14 protein-coding genes and 1 pseudogene are annotated in these 16,697 nt (G+C 69.1%); 10 read left to right on the plus strand and 5 right to left on the minus strand.

Features of this window, described 5'->3' with window-relative positions:
- Positions 1-8: 8 nt before the first annotated feature.
- The 3 genes from FVA80_RS14165 (at position 9) to FVA80_RS14175 (ending at position 2,853) form a co-directional block, all read left to right on the plus strand.
- A complete protein-coding gene (locus FVA80_RS14165; protein WP_147908274.1) occupies positions 9-1,016 on the plus strand; it encodes an ABC transporter permease subunit in 1,008 nt (335 codons plus the stop codon).
- A complete protein-coding gene (locus FVA80_RS14170) occupies positions 1,010-1,801 on the plus strand; it encodes an ABC transporter ATP-binding protein (protein WP_147908275.1) in 792 nt (263 codons plus the stop codon). The genes FVA80_RS14165 and FVA80_RS14170 overlap by 7 nt, the downstream gene beginning before the upstream one ends.
- 95 nt (positions 1,802-1,896) lie before the next feature.
- Entirely contained in the window at positions 1,897-2,853 is a 957-nt protein-coding gene (locus tag FVA80_RS14175) for an aliphatic sulfonate ABC transporter substrate-binding protein (protein WP_147908276.1), read from the plus strand.
- Between the two features lie 4 nt (positions 2,854-2,857).
- Here the strand turns inward: FVA80_RS14175 and FVA80_RS14180 are convergent, their stop codons facing one another.
- Positions 2,858-4,267 (minus strand): methyltransferase domain-containing protein, encoded by a 1,410-nt coding sequence (locus tag FVA80_RS14180; protein WP_147908277.1) that lies wholly within the window; start codon positions 4,265-4,267, stop codon positions 2,858-2,860.
- An 82-nt stretch (positions 4,268-4,349) separates the two neighbouring features.
- On the opposite strand from FVA80_RS14180, the gene FVA80_RS14185 reads away from it, so the two are divergent.
- The 4 genes from FVA80_RS14185 to FVA80_RS14200 all read left to right on the plus strand — a co-directional run bounded on the left by FVA80_RS14185 (position 4,350) and on the right by FVA80_RS14200 (position 7,610).
- On the plus strand, positions 4,350-5,192 hold the full coding sequence (locus FVA80_RS14185) for a glycosyltransferase family 2 protein (RefSeq protein WP_147908278.1): 843 nt from the start codon (positions 4,350-4,352) through the stop codon (positions 5,190-5,192).
- A 192-nt stretch (positions 5,193-5,384) separates the two neighbouring features.
- Entirely contained in the window at positions 5,385-6,218 is an 834-nt protein-coding gene (gene mdcB / locus FVA80_RS14190) for a triphosphoribosyl-dephospho-CoA synthase MdcB (RefSeq protein ID WP_147908279.1), read from the plus strand.
- A 101-nt stretch (positions 6,219-6,319) separates the two neighbouring features.
- The gene (locus FVA80_RS14195; RefSeq protein ID WP_147908302.1) at positions 6,320-7,054 is read left to right on the plus strand and encodes a DUF3750 domain-containing protein; all 735 of its coding nucleotides are present in this window, start codon (positions 6,320-6,322) and stop codon (positions 7,052-7,054) included.
- Positions 7,055-7,361: 307 nt separating this feature from the next.
- Positions 7,362-7,610: a hypothetical protein gene (locus FVA80_RS14200; RefSeq protein WP_147908280.1), complete on the plus strand. Its 249-nt coding sequence runs from the start codon at positions 7,362-7,364 to the stop codon at positions 7,608-7,610.
- A gap of 61 nt (positions 7,611-7,671) precedes the next feature.
- On the opposite strand, the pseudogene FVA80_RS14205 reads toward FVA80_RS14200, so the two are convergent.
- Positions 7,672-8,747: pseudogene (locus FVA80_RS14205) on the minus strand (tlde1 domain-containing protein).
- A gap of 236 nt (positions 8,748-8,983) precedes the next feature.
- Positions 8,984-9,766 carry a lytic transglycosylase domain-containing protein gene (locus FVA80_RS14210; protein WP_187193687.1) on the minus strand — a complete coding sequence of 261 codons (783 nt, stop codon included), beginning with the start codon at positions 9,764-9,766 and terminating at the stop codon, positions 8,984-8,986.
- A gap of 803 nt (positions 9,767-10,569) precedes the next feature.
- On the opposite strand from FVA80_RS14210, the gene FVA80_RS14215 reads away from it, so the two are divergent.
- A complete protein-coding gene (locus tag FVA80_RS14215; RefSeq protein ID WP_147855540.1) occupies positions 10,570-11,256 on the plus strand; it encodes a methyltransferase domain-containing protein in 687 nt (228 codons plus the stop codon).
- 48 nt (positions 11,257-11,304) lie between these two features.
- Positions 11,305-11,916 carry a hypothetical protein gene (locus FVA80_RS14220; protein WP_147908283.1) on the plus strand — a complete coding sequence of 204 codons (612 nt, stop codon included), beginning with the start codon at positions 11,305-11,307 and terminating at the stop codon, positions 11,914-11,916.
- A gap of 171 nt (positions 11,917-12,087) precedes the next feature.
- Here FVA80_RS14220 and FVA80_RS14225 read toward each other — a convergent pair whose 3' ends face one another.
- A complete protein-coding gene (locus tag FVA80_RS14225) occupies positions 12,088-13,779 on the minus strand; it encodes an aminotransferase class III-fold pyridoxal phosphate-dependent enzyme (RefSeq protein WP_147908284.1) in 1,692 nt (563 codons plus the stop codon).
- Positions 13,780-13,811: 32 nt separating this feature from the next.
- Here FVA80_RS14225 and asd point away from each other — a divergent pair, with 32 nt between their 5' ends.
- Complete coding sequence (gene asd / locus FVA80_RS14230; protein WP_147908285.1) at positions 13,812-14,708, plus strand: archaetidylserine decarboxylase; 897 nt, start codon at positions 13,812-13,814, stop codon at positions 14,706-14,708.
- 39 nt (positions 14,709-14,747) lie between these two features.
- On the opposite strand, the gene FVA80_RS14235 is transcribed toward asd, so the two are convergent.
- Positions 14,748-16,415, minus strand: a complete 1,668-nt coding sequence (locus tag FVA80_RS14235; protein WP_147908286.1) for a methyl-accepting chemotaxis protein — start codon at positions 16,413-16,415, stop codon at positions 14,748-14,750.
- Between the last annotated feature and the right edge of the window lie 282 nt (positions 16,416-16,697).

Raw genomic sequence — 16,697 nt, forward strand, 5'->3', positions numbered from 1 at the left:
GCCGCCTCATGTCCGGAAGCATCACCGCCGGGACGGCCCCGCGCAGCACCGCCGCCGAACCCGCTCGCCTTTCTGGTCCGCCCTGGCGCATCGTCCTGGCCGGCCTCGCCTGGCTGGCGCTCGCGGGCCTGACATCGCAGTTGCCCGAGGCGGGCGACTTCCCGAGGACGGCCGTATTCGCGCAGGGATCGGCAGCCATCGGGCTCGCGCTGCTGCCGCTGGGTCTCCTCGCCGGCTCGCTCGGCACGATCGGGGCGCGTCTGCGGCACGGGAGCCCGTGGCTGGCTGCGGTGGCCGTCGCCCTTCTGGACTGGGAACTGGTCACGGCGAAGCTCGATCTCCTGCCGATGCCGTTCTTCCCGCCGCCCCAGGCGATCCTGGAGGTATTCCTCGACGATTGGCGAAAGCTCGGCGGCAGCACGCTGAACTCGCTGATCCTGCTGGCGGGCGGCTACGCCATCGGGTCGAGCGTCGGCTTCGTCCTCGGCGTCGCCATCGGAACCTCCAAGGCGGTCGGCTACTGGGCGCATCCGGTGCTGCGCTTCGTCGGCCCGCTCCCGGCGACCGCGTGGCTGCCGCTCGCCTTCTTCGTCTTCCCGTCTTCGTGGTCGGCCAGCACCTTCCTGGTCGCTCTGGCCACCGGCTTCCCGGTGACGGTGCTGACCTGGTCCGGGGTGGCAGGCGTCAACAAGGCCTATTTCGACGTGGCGCGGACGCTCGGTGCCTCGCGCAGCTTCCTCATCCTGCGGGTGGCGATCCCGGCAGCGCTGCCGCACGTCTTCGTCGGGCTGTTCATGGGGCTCGGCGGCTCCTTCGCGGTGCTGGTGGTGGCCGAGATGCTCGGCGTGAAATCGGGCCTCGGCTGGTACCTGCAATGGGCGCAAGGTTGGGCGGCCTACGCCAACATGTACGCGGCGCTGATCGTGATGGCCCTGATGTGCTCGTCGCTGATCACCCTGCTGTTCCGTCTGCGCGACCGCCTGCTCGCGTGGCAGAAGGGGCTGGTGCAATGGTAGCCGACGCGTTGGAACGTCCAGCGAACCTGGTTCTCGGCGCGAGCCTGCACGCGGAGGCGGTGAGCCACGCCTTCGATATCCGCGGCGCGCCCCTGTCGGTGCTCGATCGCGTCAGCCTCACCGTCGCGCCGGGCGGGTTCGTGGCTCTGCTGGGCCCCTCGGGATGCGGCAAGTCCACGCTGCTGAGGCTCGTCGCCGGGCTGGAGCCGCCCGACCAGGGCGCCATCACGGTCGACGGCCAGCTGGTCGAGGGGCCGGATCCGTCCCGCCTGCTCGTCTTCCAAGATCCGACGCTCTACCCCTGGCGGACCGTGCGCGGGAACGTGGCGCTCGGGCTCGAGGCCCAGGGCGTCGGCCGGACGGCCCGCGCGGCGCGGATCGAGCAGGCCTTGGGGCTCGTCGGGCTGTCCGGCTTCGCGGACGCCTATCCGCACCAACTCTCCGGCGGCATGGCCCAGCGGGCGGCCCTGGCCCGGGCGCTGGTCAACGAGCCGCGGTTGCTGCTCCTCGACGAACCGTTGGGCAAGCTCGACGCGCTGACCCGGCTGGCCATGCAGGCCGAGATCCTGCGCCTCTGGCAGGAGAAACGCTTCACGGCAGTGCTGGTCACGCACGACGTCGAAGAGGCGCTGATCCTGGCCGAGCGCGTGATCGTGCTCGGCGACCGCCCGGCCGCGATCCGGGCGGAAATCCCGGTCGAGGTCCCCTACCCCCGCTACAGGGACGATCCCGACCTCATTCGCCTGCGCCGGACGATCCTGGAGATCCTCGGCCAGGCGACCTGATCGGGATCGGCCGGCTGCGTCACACCCGCCGCTTGCCCCGGAGGCCCGCGCCCGGTGGTAGAGTGCCGTCATCGCTCCCCACCTCGGATCACCCGATGCCCGCCTCCCGCCGAAGCCTGATCGCCGGCCTTGCCGCAGTCGCCCTTCTCACGCCTCAGCGCGCCGCCCGGGCGGCCACGGTACTGCGGATCGGCTACCAGCGGTCCTCGACGCTGATCGCGCTGCTGCGCCAGAACGGCAACCTGGAGAAGGCGCTGGCACCCCACGGGACCGCGCTGTCCTGGCACGAATTCACGAGCGGGCTTCCGATCATGGAGGCGCTGAACGCCGGGCAGATCGACGTCTCGGCCGACGTGGCCGACACCGTGCCGATCTTCGCGCAGGCAGCCGGGGCCCGGATCACCTACATCGCCCAGGAAGCGCCCTCCCCGGACGCGCAGGCGATCCTGGTGCCCGAAGCCTCGCCCGCCAAGACAGTGGCCGACCTGCGCGGCCAGCGGGTCGCCGTCACAAAGGGTGCAGGCAGCCATTACCTGCTGCTCGCCGCCCTCGCGGAGGCGGGCATGACCTTCAAGGACATCACCCCGGCCTACCTGACGCCGGCGGACGGCCGGGCCGCGCTCACCAGCGGCGGCGTCGAGGCCTGGGTCGCCTGGGATCCGTTCCTGTCCGCCGCCCGGCAGCAATCCGGCGCGCGGGTCCTGCGCGACGGCACCGGGCTGTCACAATACAAGCGCTACTACCTCGCGGCCGACCCCTACGTGGCCGCCAACGGTCCGGTGCTTGCCGCGCTGTTCGTCCAGCTGGCCGAGACCGGCGCCTGGGTGAAGGCGCAGCCGGACGACGCGGCCGCGCGCCTGGCGCCCCTGTGGAAGATCGAACCGGAGGTGATCCTGCGGGCGAACGCGCGGCGCAGCTACCGGGTGGAGCCGGTGACCCGGACCGGCCTCTCCGAGCAGCAGAAGATCGCCGACGCCTTCCGGGCCGAACGCCTCTTGCCCCGTCCGGTGGACGCGTCCGCCCTCGCAATCTGGGCGCCCCCGGCGCGCTGACACCTCAGGCGAGGGGGACGCCGAGAACCTTCCGGCTTTCCTCCGCCAGCACCGCGTGACGCACTGCGACCGGGCCCTCGGTGGGCGTCTCCTGGGCGGCCTTGGCGATGATCGCCTTGAACCGTTTCTTGTCCCAGGAGCGGGGGCCCAGGGATTTCGACACGGCTTCGAGCACGACCCGCACAGCCAGCGACCGCTGGCGTTCCCGCGCCAGCTCGGCGGCCAGGAGCGGATCCGCGAACTGCGCCGCGCCGATCGGCACGACCAGGACCGCGTTGTCGGCCAGCGTCGGATCGTCCTCACCGGGCCCCGCCGGATCGTCGGAGGCTTTCCGCAAGTGCAGGATCTTCGTCGCCTCGTTCAGCAGGATCTGGTGCTGGATCGGAGCCAGGGCGTTCGCGGGAACGTCCTGGCCGGCGAGTGCGATCAGCTCCCTGAACCGGCGGCGCTTCAGGCCGAACCGACTGGTGCTGGCCTGCACGGCCGCGAGCACTCGCTTCAGCGCTGCCGTGCGGTATTCGGCGCGCAGGAGCCGGTCGCGCAAAGTCGCCGCCGTCTCGCTGAGCGGCCCGTCCGGTAATTGTCGTGCCTGATCGGCCAGTTCCAGGATCACGCGCTGCATAAGGGCTGTGCGTTGCCGCTGGGCCTCGTCGTCGGAGGGGCGCGATGCACCCTTGCGCAGCCAGACGAAGAACTCCGTCGCATGCCGCTCCTGGATGTCCTCGACCGCAAGATCGAGATAGCCGAGCAGCGACAATTCCAGGATCATCAGGCTGAAGCTCGACGGCACGAACACCCAGGCATGCGCGTCGGTGTAATCGGGACGCTGGGCGGCCGCATGCCATTGCGGTGCGTCGGTAAGCGGGCAGACCGGTTCGGCCGGCTGGCAGTCGCCGGCGGCCCAAGCGCCGGCACCGCCCGGCTTCAACGCCATGTTCAAGGCGTAGTCGATATGCGTGCGCAGCGTGTGCCGGTCCCGGCGCTCGAGGAACGCCGTGATCGCGTCTGCCGTGCCGGAGAGCGGGCGGTAGAAGTCGAAGCACTTGCGTTTGTCCGGCACGGCCAGGATCACGACGCCATCCGGCTTCAGCAACGTCTCCGCGGCCTTCAGGAACGTCACGATGTCGGTGGTGTGCTCGATGACGTGGCTGGCGATGAAGGCGTCGAAACGTCCATGCTGATCGCTCGGGACCGCATCGGCAAGAGAACCGCCGGTCCAGACGATGTCGACCTCCTCGATCCGATCTATCGTCTGATCATGGTATTTCCGGAGGAGGTCCTCGCGTGACGCGTGGTCGACGACGATCGTGTTCCAACCGTCGCGCTTCGGAGCAAGTGGATTGAAACTGGGTCCGATCTCGATGATCCGCGCGTCCTTGCTCAGAGATCGCAACAGTTGCGGCGCTCGCTCCATGTTCAGCTTAGCTCCTCATTAGCGTGCCGCCGCGTACGATGGCGGCGGAGGATCGACATTTCGTTGCGGAGGAAAAGGTCCGGTGCAGAAAAGGCCGCTCGCCGTGGTCACCATGGCCTACAATGAAAGCACGATGTTACCGCTGTGGTTGAGGCATTACGACCGGCAGGTCGGGGCCGAGAACTGTTACGTTCTCGATCACGGATCCGATGACGGCTCGACGATGGGGATCCCAGCGAACCGGATCCGGTTGCCCAGGACGCCGCTGGACGAATGGGCGCGCGTGAATACAATTCGCGATTTTTGTGCTTCGTTGTTCATCGGTTTCAAATGCGTGCTCTTCACCGATACCGACGAATTGGTCGTTGCCGACCCGGATGCCGCATCATCACTGTCGGACTATATCGCGTCGCGGGATGTGCCGCCGGTCCTCGATCTGTTCGGCGCCGACGTCCGCCATGTCGAGGGTGAGGCACCGATCGACCTCCAGCGGCCGATATCGCTGCAACGCGGATATATCCGCTCGATCTCGTCCCTCTGCAAGGCGACGCTGATCTCAAAGCGTACCGATTGGCATATCGGTTTTCACTGTGTCGTCCACGATCATCGACCGAAATTCGGCGATCTGTTCTTGTTTCATCTTGCGCATTGCGACAACGATATCTTGTTCGAGCGCCAGAAGAAGCGCAACGCCGCCGCACCGATCAGTATTCCGGATTCGCACCACGCCATTCCGCCGTCAGAGTTTCGGGATCATATCAAGACCGAGCTTGCCGGACTCACGAGACGACGCATCCAGCTGCGCGCCGGGGAAAATCTCTTCGAAACGACGAAGAGACTATTCGCCGACGCTATCGAGCGCAAGAGTTGGGCGCAGGCGCCTGATCTTTGGCAATTGCCGGAGCGATTTGTCGGAACGTTTTGACGGCTTTGAGGGCGCGGCCCGCTCGGACGCCCGTCGCAGCGGTTCGATTGACCGCTGCGCGGGTGGTGCGTAGCAGCTTACCGTTGCCGACAAGCCGTTATCTGCACGGGCCGCAGATCGCGCGGGGCCGGGCAGCACGATCGATCATAGCCGCATGGGAGAGGCCGCATCTTCGACCTGTGCGTTCAGGACATGCAGCACGCTTCGGACCCTTGGCCCGAGCGCGTGGCGGATCTCGCGCACGCGGCGCTCATCGACGAGCTTGAGACGTGGCCCAAGCCCGGTCTCGTCAGCCCGGTCGATTCCGGCAGCCACCATGACATGGATGCCGGCACCCTGCGGCGGAGCGCGGCGGCGATCCGCCCGTTCTTCGTGGCGCTCGTGTCGGCCGGCCGCGAAGGCGCTGGAATGGACGAGCTGCGGGCGATCGGGTTGCGGGCCGAGGCGGCGATGCTGGAGGCGACCGGCGGCGTCAACGCCCATCGCGGCGCGATCTTCGCCCTGGGGCTGATCTGTGCCGGCGCCGGTGTCACCGGGGACATCCCGGCCTCGGCCGAGGCCCGGGCCGAGGCCGTGGGCCGGCTGTGGGGCGGGGCCATCGCGGGGGCGCAGACTTCCGCCGACAGCCATGGCGGTCGGGCCGCCCGCCGCTACGGTGTCGGGGGCGCCAGCGCGGAAGCCGCCGCCGGTTTCCCGACCATCCGGGCCGTGGGCCTTCCGGCCCTGCGCCTCGGCCGTGCCCAGGCGCCGGACGATCCCCAGGCTGCACGGGTCCAGTGTTTCTTCGCGCTCCTCGCGATCCTGGACGACACCAACCTGCTTCACCGCGGCGGCGCCGAAGGATTGGCCCGGGCGCAGGCCGCCGCGACGGATTTCCTCGAAGCGGGGGGAATCGCCGACCCGGGTTGGCGTGACCGCGCCGTGAGGATCCATCGCAGCTTCGTGTCGGCGCGGCTCAGTCCCGGCGGGTGCGCCGACCTCCTGGCCACGACGCTTTTCCTCGAGGCGTTGTCCCAGCCGTCGTGACCGTACGCGGGCCCGGCCAGCGCGCTCCGTTCGGCCGCATGGGAACGGGCCCGATCCGTGCCTACATGAGAAGCATCGTCCATCACGCCCCGGCCAAACCCGTGTCCCTGCTCAGGTTCGCGTTCCTCGCGCTCGTCCTCGTCTTCCTGGTGCCGGTCGCGGTCTCGGCCACGCTGTATTGGCTGCGCGCGAGCGGCGACTGGCGCTCCGCGGACCGGTCCAGCGCCGGCCTGCTTCCGCCGGCCGAATCGAATCCCTCGGCCGTCGTCCGGATCTTCTCCGCCCGCACCGTGAGCTGGCGCGGGATCGTGGCGACCCACAGCTGGATCGTGATCAAGGGGACCGGCGAACGCAGATACCGGCGCTTCGATTACACGGCCTGGGGCCAGCCGATCTGGATCGACCGCTTCGTCCCGGACGGGCGCTGGTTCGGCAACCCGCCCGAGATCGTGTTCGCGGCGGACGGGTCCGACGCGGAAGCGATGCTGCCGCGCATCCGCAAGGCCGTGGCCGAGTACCGCTACGCGCGCCCCGGAGATTACGTGGTGTGGCCGGGTCCGAACTCGAACACCTTCGTGGCGGCCGTGATGGCGGCGGTGCCCGAGATGCGGGCCAGCCTCCCCGCCACGGCGATCGGCAAGGACTTTCCCTATGACGGCCGCTGGATCGGGTGGACGCCGTCCGGGACCGGTATCCGGATCAACCTCGGCGGCTATCTCGGGTTGACGCTCGCCTGGGTCGAAGGGCTGGAGTTGAACCTGCTCGGCGGCGTCGCCGGGATCGATCTGCGCCGTCCGGGCATCAAGCTGCCCGCGATCGGTCGCCTCGGCATCTGACGGCCGATTGAACCGGCCCGTCGATCGGATCCTGTCCGGCAGGGAAGCGCGAACGGATTTCAGACGGCCGCTACATCACAACGTCGTTTCATCGCATAGCATAGGCTCGGCCGAGCTTAGTGCAATCGAACCAAATCGGTATAAAGACACCCATCGATTCGGCGCGGTGAGCCGTTTTTAGGCACCGACGTCGATTTTGCATCTTGCTTGATCATGTCGACACGGGCGACATGACTCACAGGGAGAATATTGAAGTTGAAATTTTGTATGCCAGTTCGTTGCGCGGACGGTATCCGGAGACGTGTTCATGACGAGGGATTCCGACACCACCCGGTTTGAGCCCAGCGAGCGGCTGGCCCGCATCTCGGACGCGTTGGACCTCCCGTTATCGGTCTTCTACGGTGGCGGGCAGGATGCCGCCGTCGCCCAGGTCGCCGACGAGGGGACCGGATACCTGCTCGCGCTCATCGCCGCGTACCTGCGGGACGCGAAGCCCGAGGCCCGCCGCAGCTTCCTGCAATCGGTGGAGGCGCTCATCAAGGCCGAATCGCTGTGACGGAACCGGGGCCCCGCCGCCTGATGCGCAATGGCGGGAACCAGCGCCGGCCCGAGACGCCTCAGTTGCCGTTCCGGGCGATCTGGGTGCGGGCCGGGCTCGCGGCCAGGCTCGGCAGCGGATCCTGCGTGCCAGCCACCACCACGAGGCGTTGGATTTCGCCCCGCAGGTAAGCCTGCAGGAATCGTTCGTAGTCGCGGAACGAGACGCACCCGTTCGAATCACCGCGCGGTCCGAGCATGAACGTATGGGCCAACAGCCCGACGCGGCCGTAGACGGCCTCGTTGCCGCCGACCGGGGTGAGCCGGATCGCCCGCACGCCATGGAACAGCTGCTCCCGCTCCCGGAGGTCGTAGGTGCCGGGCGGTGTCGGGCCGCGCATCCGCACGTTGACCATCCGCGGCTCGTCGAGGCCTTCCCCGAGGCCGGAATGCGCTTCGAGCTTCTCGCCGTTCGGCAAAATAACGATGCGGGCCGCGATGTTGTAGATCGCGGTCCCGGCCGTGGGGCGCGTGTCGGTGGGGGCGAGCGGCGGCGAGATGCGCCGCTGCGGCACGAGATCGGCCGGCCGGCTCTCGAGGGCCGCGTAGGCCAGGGCAGGTGCGCGCTCGACGCCGAACAGTTTCTCCAGGAACGAGCGGTCGTCCTCGCGGGGCTGTGCCGGAAGCGGCGGCAGCTCGCGTCGGGCCACGCGCCGCTCGGCCCTGCGGCCGAGATCGGGTCCGCGCGCGGACCGGAATTCAGGCGGCCTCGGAACCGGGAGCGGAACGGTCATCGCCGTGCGCGGGGGCTCCGTGATTTGGGTCTCCGGCACGGGGGCCGGAATCGACAGGGCTGGGGAGGTTCGATCCCCGACCACGCCCAGCGCGACAGGGGACCACCGGTCGCGTCGCGCCAGGCCTCGTCGACCGGCGCTTCCGCCGCGAGCGGCACGGTATCCGGGGCCGACTCGACCCCCATGCTCTGGCGGTCGGGAACGGCCGGCCTGTCGTCGGCCCGTTGAAGGGGCGGCTGAAGAAGCCCGCTCCCCAGGGCCGACAGCGCGACCGCCGCGGTCAGGACCGCCAGCGGGCCCGCACAGGAGCGGCGTGCCATCCGGGTGGTGGGGCCGCCGAGCGGCACGGAGTCGATAGCCATGCGGGCGCCAATGCTCTCGTCGCGGAGCGGGCGCCTGCCGGATCATCGCCACCGCGGTCCCTGAGAACCGTCGATGGGTATCGATGGGCCGGCCGGCCCCGCCGGGACGAAACAGCGGGACCGGGCCGGCTTTTCTGCGGCAGCTGCGTGGTCGATTCAGGATCGATCGGGACTATTTTCGGGCCAATAGCGGTACAACCCGATTGGCCCGAACAGTATTCGCCAACAGCCAAGCTTCAATCGTTGTCGATCTGCTTGCCGAGCTGCGCGATCGCCCGCTCGTAGACGGTTGCCGCGTTCCAGCCCTGGAGCGCCACGAAGTTCGGCTCGCCGGGCTGGTAGCCGGCACCCGGGCGCCAGCCATGCGCCTTCAGGAAGTTCGCGGTCGACGACAGGGCGGCGTTGACGTTGTTCAGGTCGCCGGTGCCGTAGGTCAGCACGTTCTTGGGCAGGAACTGCGTGTGGCCGACCTCGCCGTGGGCGGCGCCGCGGGTGCTCGACGACAGCAGGCCCCGGTCGACCAGGGTCAGGGCCGCGTAGAGCTGATCCGTGAAGTATTCGGAGCGGCGGCAATCATAGGCCAGCGTCGCGACCGCCGAGAGCGTGTTGACGTTGCCGCGGACCGCGCCGAAGCCGGTCTCCATGCCCCAGATCGCCAGGAGCGGACCCGGGGGGACGCCGTAGCGCTGCTCGATCGAATCGAACAGGGCGGCATGGGTCCGCTTGAGCTGACGCCCCTTCGAGACGATGGTCGGGCCGCCGCGCTTGGCCAGGAACTGCTCCAGCGACAGCTTGAAGCTGCGCTGGCCCCTGTCGGCCGAGATCGTCGCCGTGGAGTAGCTGGTGGTCTCCAGCGCCGCCAGGCTCGCCGCGCTGGCCTTGCCGCGCGCCTCCTGGGCGAATTCCCGCTTCCAGGTCTCGAACCCGGCCGCCGAGTTGCCGCACTGCGCGGCCTCCGCCTGTCCGGCCACGCCGGAGAGCCCGGCGAGCGCCGCCACAGCAAGGGTCATACGCCGCATTTGTTCGATCACGCCCAACACTCCTTCGGCGCGAGATCGCGCCACGTTTCTCAACCGATACCGGGGAACATCTCGTCGATAACAGGGCGAGATGATGTCGGCCACGCCGTCCGCCGGCCGTGTGGTATTCGGACCATAGCCGATGCACGCGCGCGCGCTGAGGCGTCCGGATGGACATTTGCCATCATCGTGAACGGCGCCGCGCCGCGTTCGACGCCGGACCCCTTCGGCGGGCGCCGCGTCGGCGATGCCGGTTCCAACGCCACGCATCCATCTGCCGGAGCGCTTTCCGCCGACGGGATACCGGTTCGGCATCAGTAAGCGGGTCGAATCCAGGACTGCGAGCCGGTCCGCTTGCAACGCGGTCGGGAACGGCTCTAAGGCCGCGGCGCAAGACGATTCCCGATGCCGAAAGGTTTTGTTCGCGGCGAATGCTTTGCCAGCGAAGTGCATATCGGTAAAAGAACCTTTTGTGATGTCACAACATCGTCAAACGACAATCATAGCTTTGCCGGCGGAAAGATCGCTGCGGGGATACGGTGTGGGGCCGATGACGTTCCGCTTGATGATGCGCCACCGGCGCCGCCGTCCCATCTGATCGCCGGGCGCTCGCGATGTCCGTGATGTCATCGGCGGATCGTCCGCCCCCCGCCCGAGACAGCGCCGCCAGCGGCCGGCTCGAACCCCGCACGGTTCCGATCCGGGCCTGAGCCCGCCCTTTCCCGAACCCCGGATCCATCGGCGCGCGGCGCGGCCGGCGGCCGGGCGCCTCAACCTGACAGACAGCGAGAGACAGGACCCTCATGGCCCTCGGAACGCACGGCACCGGTTCACCGCGGGCGGCGACGCTCGGTCCAGACCTCGATCGCGACGGCGTCGCCAAGGCCTATGGCCGCTGGGCACCGGTCTACGATCTGGTGTTCGGCCCGGTCTTCGCCCAGGGCCGGACCCTGGCGGCGGCGGCCGCCGAACGGATCGGCGGACGTGTCCTCGAAGTCGGTGTCGGCACCGGCCTGTCGCTGCCGGCCTATCGGCGGGCCGCCAGCATCGTCGGGATCGATATCTCGGCGCCGATGCTGGAGAAGGCGCGCAGCCGCGTCGCCCGCTTGGCGCTGCGCAACGTCGAGCGCCTCGCCGTGATGGACGCCGAGCATCTCGATTTCGCGGACGCGTCCTTCGACGTGGTCGTCGCCCAGTACGTCGTGACCGCGGTGCCGAACCCCGAGGCGGCCCTCGACGAGTTCGCCCGGGTGCTGCGTCCCGGCGGCGAGATCGTCATCACCACCCGGATCGGGGCCGAGGGCGGCCTGCGGCGCCTGATCGAGCACACGTTGATGCCGATCACGAGCCGCCTGGGATGGCGGACCGAGTTCTCCTGGGAGCGCTACGCCGCCTGGGCCGCGACGGCACCCGTGGAGGTCGTGGAGCGACGGGCCCTGCCGCCGCTCGGCCATTTCTCCCTCATCCGCCTGCGCAAGCGCGACGCCTGACCGCGCGCCTTCTGACCCGTCCCCCACCCTCGATCGGAGAAGCACGGCATGGCGAGTTTTCTTGAGACCCTGCGCGTCCAGCGCTGGGACGACCACCGCTATTACCACCACAACCGGATCAACCAGAGCCTGCACGTGGTCAGCGCCGTGAGCTTCTTGGTGGCCTACGCGGTGGCCTTCAAGGATCCGGCGACGGCGGCGCTGATCGGCTGGCTCCTGGCGATGACGAGCCGGCAGGCGGGCCACCTGTTCTTCGAGCCGAAGGGCTACGACCACGTCAACCACGCGACGCACGAGCACAAGGAAGAGATCAAGGTCGGCTACAATCTGCAGCGCAAGATCGTGCTGCTGGCGATCTGGGCGCTGTCGCCGCTGCCGCTCTACTTCGATCCGAGCCTGTTCGGCCTGATCTCGCCGCACCAGACGACCACCGACCTGATCCGCAACGTCGGCTGGATCTGGCTGTGGCTCGCGATGGCCGGCCTGCTGTTCCGCACGGTGCAGCTGTTCTTCGTGCGCGACGTGCAGACCGGCCTGGTCTGGGCGACCAAGATCCTCACGGACCCGTTCCACGACATCAAGCTCTACTACAGGGCGCCGCTGGCCCTGCTGCAGGGTGAGATGGTCGAGGAGCACGAGCCGCACGAGCACGGCGCCTGATCGTTACCCGGCCTCGCCGAGCCGGGGGGCTCCCCCCGCCTCGGTGATGCCGGGCAAAGTCCAGGTTTCAAAAGGTCCTGGACCTTTTGCGGGTGCAGGGCAGAGCCCTGCAAACTCGGGGCTGCACGCCCCGAACCCTGCCAAAGGGCCGGAGGCCCTTTGGAAACCCGATCAGACCTGGTCCGGCGCCCGGAGGCCAAGACGAGCGCCGAGTTTGCCCAGTCGGATCGCCGCGACCTCCCGCAGGATCGCCTTGCGGATCGCCTTGTCGGTCGTGGCGCCACCGTCCCACCAGCCATCCGCCCGCATGGCGTTCGCCGCCGCCACGAACCGGGCGGCGACCGCCTCGAACGCCGCGTCGTCGTAGGCGAGGCTGAAGATCATCCGGCCGGTCCCGACCCAGGACAGGGCCAGCCCCTCGGCACGCAGGTAGAATTGCAGCATCCAGTTGTAACGCGACGGCCGCGTGTAGAGGACCGTCCAGACCGTGGACAGGGTGGAGACCCGCACCGGCAGCTCGGCCTCGGCCAGCAGCGTGTTGAGGCGCGCGGCCCGGGCATCCCAGGTCGCGTCGAGGTCGCGGTACAGGGCGGCGACCTCCGGCGTCTCCAGGCGATCGAGAAACGCGCTCATGGCGCCCATCACGTAGGGATGCGCGTTGAAGGTGCCGCGGGCGAAGCAGATGTCCACCGGGCGGTCGTCCCGGAAGCGCCGCATCAGGTCGGCCCGGCCGCACAGCACCCCCACCGGCAGGCCGCCGCCCAGGGTCTTGCCGTAGGTCACCATGTCGGCACGCACGCCGAAATAGTCCTGGGCGCCGCCCTGTGCGAGGCGGAAGCCGAGGAACACCTCGTCGAAGATCAGCACGATGCCGTTGGCCGTGCAGACCGCGCGCAAAGCCGCGAGCCATTTCGTATAGGCGGCGCGGTCGAAGGCGGCCTTGCGGGCACTGTCGACCAGCGCGGAATCGGACGGTGCGCCGGCATTCGGATGCATGGCCTGGAGCGGGTTGACCAGCACGCAGGCGACGTCCCGACGGCTGCCCAGCACCCGCAGCGTCCGGTCCGACATGTCGGCCAGCGTGAGCGTGTCGCGGGTCGGCACCGGGTTGCCGATGCCCGGCTGCACCTCACCCCACCAGCCGTGATAGGCGCCGCAGAAGCGCACGATCCGGCGCCGGCCGGTGTGGTAGCGGGCGAGCCGCACCGCCTGCATCACCGCCTCGGTCCCGGACATGTGGAACGAGACCTCGTCGAGGCCCGAGAGCGCCTTGAGCCGTGCGACGTTGCCGGTGACCACCGGGTGCAGCGGCCCGAGGACCGGCCCGAGGGCCGCGACCTTCGCGGTGCCCTCCTCCAGGCAGGCCCGGTAGAAATCCACGCCGAACAGGTTGACCCCGTAGGAGCCGGCCAGGTCGTAGAAGACGTTGCCGTCGAGGTCCGTGACCGTGACGCCGTCGGAGGCCGCCGCGAAGGCCCCGGCGCCGAGATGCGCGCGCACGTGGCCGGCATACTGGAACGGCACCCGGTACAGCCCGGTGAATTGCAGGTCGGAGAGGCCGTCGCGGACCGCGTCGGTCTCGGCCCGGGTGCGGGCGAACCGTGCGCGGTAGAGTTCGGAGAGCCGCGCGAAGCCGTTCTCCCGCCGCAGTGCCACGGTCTCGTCCGGATCGTCGGAGCGGAAGAACGCGCGCTGCGAGTAGGCGTAGTGCGGGATCAGCCCGGCCACGCGCCGGGCCATCCGGGCGTGGCCGGTCAGGGACGGATGCTTGGCCCGCGACAACTGCAGGCGCTGCGCGGCCTTCGGCAGGGCGAACAAAGCCGCTGCGGCGGTGGCGGACAGGGTGGCGAGGAGTGCGGACATCGCCCCACGCCGTATCGGAGGTGGTTCACGGCATGATGACGGTTTCGGGATCGCGGCTACGGCGCGCCCTGGCGCAGGTGGGCGCCCAGGAGGATCTGAACTTCCTGCTCACCAACCGCCTGCCGCGCCGGCTCGCCACCCGGTTCATGGGCTGGTTCAGCCGGATCGAGCAGCCCCTGGTGCGCGACGTCTCGATCGCCACCTGGCGGCTGTTCTGCGACGTCGATCTCAGCGACGCCCGGGAGGCACGGTTCCCGAGCCTGCACGCGGCCTTCGTGCGGGCCCTGCGCCCCGGTGCCCGGCCGATCGCCGGGGATCCGAACGTCCTGGTCAGCCCCAGCGACGCGATCCTGGGCGCGCATGGCCGGATCGAGGCCGGGCGGCTTCTCCAGATCAAGGGCCTCTCGTACAGCCTCGCCGACCTGCTCGGGGGCGACGCGGCGCTGGCGCGCGCCCACGAGGGCGGCGCCTACGCGACCCTGCGGCTGACCGCCGGGATGTATCACCGCTTCCACGCCCCCCACGACCTGCGGGTCGAAACGGTCCGCCACATCTGGGGGGACACCTGGAACGTGAACCCGATCGCGCTGAAGCGCGTCGAGGCCCTGTTCTGCCGCAACGAGCGGGCGGTGCTGCGCCTGCGGATCGCCGGCCACCCCGTCACCCTGGTGCCGGTGGCGGCGATTCTGGTGGCGGGGCTGCGTCTCGGCTTCCTGCCGGAGGGTGTGGCCCTGCGCCGGACCGGTGGCCGCCCCCTGCCCTGCACCGCCCGCCTGGAAAAGGGCGCGGAGATGGGCTGGTTCGAGCACGGCTCGACCATCGTGGTCCTGGCTCCGCCGGGCTTCACCCTGTCGCCCAGCCTCCAGGAGGGGGCCCGCCTGCGCATGGGCGAGCCGCTGATGCGGCTGCCGGAACCGGGCGCGCCGTAGCCCTGGTCGGTCGGATCGCGGTCCGACCGCCGCGCCCGTTCAGGCCGCCTGCACCTTGGCCAAAAAGTCCGCGACCTCGACGGTCAGCCGTTCCGATTGGTGCGAGAGCTCCGTCGCGGCGATCAGGACGTGCGACGCCGAGGCTCCGGTCTCGCCGACGGCGGCGGTGACCGCCCCGATGTAGCTCGTCACCGCCTGTGTCCCCTCGGCCGCCTGCGTGACGCTGCGGACGATCTCCTGGGTGACGGCGCCCTGCTCCTCCATGGACGCCGTGACGCCGACCGCGATGGCGCGGAGTTCCACGATGGTCGTCGAGATCGTCCGGATCGCCTCGACGGCCCGGTGGGTCTCCCCCTGGATGGCCGCGATCTGCCGGGAGATGGTCTCGGTGGCCTTGGCGGTCTGGGCGGCGAGGTCCTTGACCTCGCCCGCCACCACCGCGAAGCCCCGGCCCGCCTCGCCGGCGCGCGCCGCCTCGATCGTGGCGTTGAGGGCGAGGAGATTGGTTTGCGCCGCGATGCCGCTGATCAGCTCAACCACCGCGCCGATCTTCTCGGCGCCGTCGGCGAGCCCCTGCATGATCGCGTTGGTCTGGGCGGCGTCGGCGGCGGCGCGCTCGGCCATCTCGGAGGATCGAACGATCTGCACGTTGATCTCGCCGATCGAGGCCGCAAGCTCCTCGCTCGCCGCGGCGACGGTCTGCACGTTCGCCGAGGTCTGCTCGGCGCCGGAGGCGACGCTGAGCGACTGCGCCGCCGTCTGGTCGGCGGTCCGGCTCATCGCCTGGGCGGTCGCCTCCATCTCCTCCGCGGCGGCCGACAGGGTCTGGGTCATCTTCGAGACCTCGCCGCGGAACGTGCGGGTGGCCGCGTCCAGCGCCAGCGTGCGACGGTCCTTGGCCTCGTTCTCCGTGGCCGCCTCGGCGTCGGCACGGCGCTTGGCGATCAGCGCCTCCTTGAACACCTGCACGGCGCCGGCCATGGCGCCGATCTCGTCCCGGCGGTTCGCGCCGAGAACCGGCACCTCCACGTCTCCGGACGCCAGGCGGGTCATCGCCGCGGTCATCCCGGCGAGCGGCCCGGCGACCTGCTTGAGCACGGTCACGATGCCGTACACGATCGCGACGGTGGCAAGCACGAAGGCGGCGAGGAGCAGGACACCGGTCCAGCCCGACGTCGTCCGCGCGGTCTCGAACGCCTCCCGCGCCTCCCGGATCTGCAAGCCCGTCAGCTTTCGAAGGGAGGCTTGAGTCCGAACCATCGCGTTCAGGAGGTCCACATGCCGTTCCGCATAGGCGCTCGCCTGGTTGGTGCCGGCGAGGCGCCCGAGATCTCCGATGATCGTGTCGTTCCGGTCGATCTGTGCCTGGAGCTCCCCGGCGAGGATCTTCTCCTCGGGGGTCAGATACGTGGCGAGGTAATCGGCCCATTGCCGCTTCGCCTGCGCCTGCGCGCGCTGGATGATCTCGGCCCCCGAACGCGGATCGGAGCGCCCGCCACTCAGGGCGCGCGAGGCCTCCACCAAGTTGTCGTAGGCGTCGCGCAACCCGCTGAATTGACCGAGCGGAACGACGCGATCTTCGAAGACCGTCTGCAGACTTCGCGTGTTCCAGTGCAGCGCCATATTACCGAGCGCGGTCGTGCCCAACAGCAGCGTGCCCAGGATCGCCAGAAGGGCAACGAGTCGGGTCTTTATAGTCAAGCGCATCAACGACGTCCGGTCCGCGGCGATTCGATTTTCGAAGCCGACGCGATATCATTCGATGCTTGACGCAATGACAAGTTTTATTTGCCACGCTGAAATATTTTAATCTTTAGTTCTAGTGTCGCTTTACTATTTTCAATAGGCGCCGTTGGACTGATCTCTATCATGGCGCTATTTGAGTGTTACATCTCATGAAACGAGGAACACGAGCGCCCGAGCGTTGAAATTTGTCACGCGAACGACATGCCGATCCCGAAAGCGCCGCCGTACGATCGTTTGCCAGGG

The sequence above is a fragment of the Methylobacterium sp. WL1 genome, assembly GCF_008000895.1.
Lineage (GTDB): Bacteria > Pseudomonadota > Alphaproteobacteria > Rhizobiales > Beijerinckiaceae > Methylobacterium.

Bases quoted from the DNA above. Each gene is read 5' to 3' on its own strand.
- mdcB (WP_147908279.1), top strand. From the start codon at position 5,385: ATGCAGCACGCTTCGGACCCTTGGCCCGAGCGCGTGGCGGATCTCGCG.
- FVA80_RS14235 (WP_147908286.1), bottom strand. From the start codon at position 16,415: ATGCGCTTGACTATAAAGACCCGACTCGTTGCCCTTCTGGCGATCCTG.
- FVA80_RS14220 (WP_147908283.1), top strand. From the start codon at position 11,305: ATGGCGAGTTTTCTTGAGACCCTGCGCGTCCAGCGCTGGGACGACCAC.
- FVA80_RS14200 (WP_147908280.1), top strand. From the start codon at position 7,362: ATGACGAGGGATTCCGACACCACCCGGTTTGAGCCCAGCGAGCGGCTG.
- FVA80_RS14215 (WP_147855540.1), top strand. From the start codon at position 10,570: ATGGCCCTCGGAACGCACGGCACCGGTTCACCGCGGGCGGCGACGCTC.
- FVA80_RS14170 (WP_147908275.1), top strand. From the start codon at position 1,010: ATGGTAGCCGACGCGTTGGAACGTCCAGCGAACCTGGTTCTCGGCGCG.
- asd (WP_147908285.1), top strand. From the start codon at position 13,812: ATGATGACGGTTTCGGGATCGCGGCTACGGCGCGCCCTGGCGCAGGTG.
- FVA80_RS14180 (WP_147908277.1), bottom strand. From the start codon at position 4,267: ATGGAGCGAGCGCCGCAACTGTTGCGATCTCTGAGCAAGGACGCGCGG.
- FVA80_RS14225 (WP_147908284.1), bottom strand. From the start codon at position 13,779: ATGTCCGCACTCCTCGCCACCCTGTCCGCCACCGCCGCAGCGGCTTTG.
- FVA80_RS14210 (WP_187193687.1), bottom strand. From the start codon at position 9,766: ATGCGGCGTATGACCCTTGCTGTGGCGGCGCTCGCCGGGCTCTCCGGC.
- FVA80_RS14165 (WP_147908274.1), top strand. From the start codon at position 9: ATGTCCGGAAGCATCACCGCCGGGACGGCCCCGCGCAGCACCGCCGCC.
- FVA80_RS14175 (WP_147908276.1), top strand. From the start codon at position 1,897: ATGCCCGCCTCCCGCCGAAGCCTGATCGCCGGCCTTGCCGCAGTCGCC.